The organism is Natrinema soli (genome assembly GCF_028618695.1).
The window spans coordinates 1-3,551 of the sequence record NZ_JAQIVI010000345.1; the positions used below are offsets into that span (position 1 = coordinate 1).

At 64.9% G+C, this 3,551-nt stretch carries 4 protein-coding genes; 3 read left to right on the plus strand and 1 reads right to left on the minus strand.

The window, feature by feature from the left end; genetic code table 11:
* Both PGX04_RS19970 and PGX04_RS19975 read left to right on the plus strand, forming a co-directional pair.
* A partial coding sequence (locus PGX04_RS19970) for a 3,4-dihydroxy-2-butanone-4-phosphate synthase (RefSeq protein WP_273740116.1) occupies positions 1 to 201 on the plus strand: 201 nt, incomplete at its 5' end.
* 126 nt (positions 202 to 327) lie between these two features.
* On the plus strand, positions 328 to 1,263 hold the full coding sequence (locus PGX04_RS19975; protein WP_273740117.1) for a branched-chain amino acid transaminase: 936 nt from the start codon (positions 328 to 330) through the stop codon (positions 1,261 to 1,263).
* 305 nt (positions 1,264 to 1,568) lie between these two features.
* On the opposite strand, the gene PGX04_RS19980 is transcribed toward PGX04_RS19975, so the two are convergent.
* Positions 1,569 to 2,282, minus strand: coding sequence for a DUF502 domain-containing protein (locus PGX04_RS19980; protein WP_273740118.1), 714 nt, complete (start codon positions 2,280 to 2,282; stop codon positions 1,569 to 1,571).
* 124 nt (positions 2,283 to 2,406) lie between these two features.
* On the opposite strand from PGX04_RS19980, the gene PGX04_RS19985 reads away from it, so the two are divergent.
* The coding region (locus tag PGX04_RS19985; protein WP_273740119.1) for an MFS transporter at positions 2,407 to 3,551 on the plus strand (1,145 nt) is incomplete at its 3' end.

Sequence of the window (3,551 nt, forward strand, 5' to 3'; positions counted from 1 at the left end):
CTGCTCGCCCAGCGCGAGGGCCACACGGAACTCGGGGTCGCCCTGGCCGAGGGCGCCAACCTCTCGCCCGCCGTCGTCGTCTGCGAGATGCTCGACGACGAGACCGGCGAGGCACTTTCGCCCGCTGACGCCCGCGCCTACGCGAATCGACACGGCTTCGCCTACCTCGAGGGGCGCGAGGTCCTCGAACGCTGTCGGTAGTCGCCGTCGTTTCGAACCGGAGCGCACCTTCGGCGATCCGAGAGAACAACGCGGAGTTGCCCGGTAGACCGGTTCCTCGAGCGGAACCGCGAACACTTAGTACGGTGGCTTGCAACACTCCCGATCATGGGATTCGACGAGATGGACGTCGACACGATCTGGCTGGACGGCGAATTCGTCGACTGGGACGACGCGCAGGTCCACGTGCTCACGCACGGACTCCACTACGGGTCGGGCGTCTTCGAGGGCGCGCGCTGTTACGACACCGAAAACGGACCGGCGCTCTTTCGCTGGGAGGAACACCTCGAGCGCCTGTTCCAGTCCACGAAACCGTACGAGATGGACATCGACTTCACGAAAGCGGAACTCACCGAGGCGACGAAAGAGCTCATCAAGCGCCAGGAGCTTCCCTCCTGTTATATCCGGCCGATCGCCTTCTACGGCTACAACTCGCTGGGCGTCAGTCCCAAGGACTGCCCGACCCGGACCGCCGTCGCCGCGTGGCCGTGGGGTGCGTACCTCGGCGAGGAGGCGCTCGAGAACGGCATCGACGTGATGATCTCCTCGTGGCGGAAACACGCCTCGAGCCAGATCCCGACGAACGCGAAGACTACCGGTCTCTACGTCAATAGCATGCTCGCGGGCGAGGAAGCGCGCCGGAACGGCTACGCGGAAGCCATCGTCCTCAACAAGGAGGGGAACGTCGCGGAAGGCCCCGGCGAGAACGTCTTCCTCGTGCGCGACGGCGAACTCTACACGCCCGGCCTCTCGGAGTCGATCCTCGACGGTATCACTCGAGACTCCGTCATTCGGATCGCGGAGGATCTGGGGTACACCGTCCACGACAACGTCTCACTCTCGCGCGGCGAACTCAACACGGCCGACGAGCTGTTCTTCACCGGCTCCGCGGCCGAAGTCACTCCCATCCGGAAGGTCGACAACGTCGTCATCGGGGACGGCTCTCGCGGCCCCATCACGGAAGAGATCCAGCAGAAGTTCTTCGAGATCGTCGAAGAAGGCTCCGAAGAGTACGACGAGTGGTTCGAGTACGTCGACGTGTGAGAAGCGCCATTTTAGCGGCATAGAACGCGTCGAACCATCTCGGGACCGGGGGCGAGCGCTCGAGTCTGTGATGGTGTGTTCTACTCTTCGAGAGTGATCACTGTGGCCGGGAGCGCGCCTCGAGCACTGCGAGAGGTGCGCGACTCGGGGGAGGGCAGGCGGTCGACCGACATTCACCGCGAGCGAGGCCGAAGGCCGAGCGAGCGGGCCGACGACCGACCCGTAGGGGAGGGAGGAGTGCTTTTGCTCGAGCTTTTGCCGAGCGAACGACCGAAGGGAGTGAGCGCAGAGCAAAAGGTCGGTGTTTAGTCGTCGTCGGCGCGGTCGGTTCCGGCGCGGTCGGGTTCTTTCGCTTTCGCGTCGTCGATGACGTCGATGGAGATGCCGGCATCCATGCCGCGGTGGTTGGCGTCGCCGAAGCCGGCGCTCAGGACGCGAGTGAGCGCGTCCTCGACGTCCTCGTCAAGTTCGGTGATCTCGTCGGATTCGACTTCGACGACGTACCCCGTCGTGATGTTCGGCGAGGTCGGCAAGAAGAGCACCTCTCGGCCGTCGTCGGTCACCTTGCCGGTCTTGAACGCCGTCATCCGCAACCCCTCCCAGGTCTCGATCTTGACCGGTTTCTGGAGCGAATCCTGCTCGCCGAAGGCCGTCTCGGCGGCCATCTTCGAGGCGTTGTAGACGACGCGGATCACGGGCACGCGGTTCGCGATGTTGTCGACCAGCCGTTCGACCAGCCCGCCGACGGTCGTCCGCATGAGATAGCCGACGGAAAACGTGAGAATGACGAAGACGGTCAGCGCGACGATCACGCGGAGGAACTGCGCGAGTTGCTCGCGCGTCTGGACGACCTGATCGCTCGAGCCCGCGATGAGCGGCCGGAGCGCGTCGGCGTCGAGAATGAGACCGGGCGTCAGCCCGGCGACGAGTCCGTAGAGCCAGTAAATCGCGTAGAGCGTGACGAGGATGGGGCCGAGGACGACGAGCCCGCTCGCGAAATCCCGCTTCCACGAAGCCATGTACTGGATCTCACACTACTGGCTAATGAGCCCTTCCCTTTGTCGTATTCCCGCGCCGTCGTCGCCGGCGCCATCGTCGGTCGACGGATCAAATTTCAAGCCGCCGGCCTGCGAAGCGACGCACATGAGTATCGAGCAGGAATCCGCGGACCAATCGGCCGATCCGCTGGATCCGTTCCGGCAGTTCTTCGCGCTCGAGCGGGACGTGCTCGTCCTCTCGGTGGCGATGTTCGCGTTCAGTCTCGGCTTCCAGATGACGAGCCGATACATGGCCGAGTACATGTCGGCGCTGGGCGCGTCCGTATTCGTCGTCGGGCTGTTCGGGACGTTCGGAAACGTTATCAGCGCCGTCTATCCCTATCCGGGCGGGGCGATCTCCGATCGAATCGGCTCGCGGTACGCCCTGACCGCCTTCGGCCTGTGCTCGACGCTCGGCTTCGGTATCTGGCTCGGTGCGCCCGCGCTCGCCGGCGTCTCGATCGGCTCGACCTCCCTGGCCATCGTCGCGATCTTCGTCGGATTGGCACTCTCGCAGGCCTGGAAGTCGTTCGGGCTCGGGGCGACGTTCGCCATCGTCAAGCAGTCGGTTTCGCCCTCGAAACTGGCCGCCGGCTTCGCGAGCACCGAGACGTTCCGCCGCACCGCCTTCCTCGTCGGCCCGCTGTTCGCCGCCGCGCTCTTCTATCCGTTCGGCTCGAGCGACGGCGAGATCGTCACTGCGTTCCAGCTCATCCTGCTCGTCGCCGTCGTCTTCGGCGTCTTCGGGACCGTCGTCCAGCACGTCCTCTATCGGTCCGCGGACGACGATTTCGGAAAAGAGTTCGAGGGAGCGTCACAGCTCATCGCCGACCTCCGGGCGATGCCCGACGAGCTTCGACCCCTGCTCGTGGGCGATACTCTCGTCCGGTTCGCGAACGGGATGGTCTACGTCTTCTTCGTGATCGTCGTGACGCGGTTTCTCGAGGTCGGTCTCTCCGTTTCCCTGCCGGCCGTCGGCGCGGTCGATCTCTCGCCGCAGTCGTACTTCGGGCTCCTGCTGGGAATCGAGATGGTGGTCGCCCTGATGACGATGATTCCGGTCGCGAAGGCCGCCGAACGCGTCGGCCTCAAACCGGTCGTCGCGCTCGGGTTCGCGGTCTACGCGATCTTCCCGATTTTGCTGATCAACGCGCCCGAAGACGCGGCCGTCCTCGCGGCCCTCTTCGCGTTCTCGGGGCTGCGGTTCGCGGGGCTGCCCTCTCACAAGGCGTTGATCGTTGGCCCCGCCGA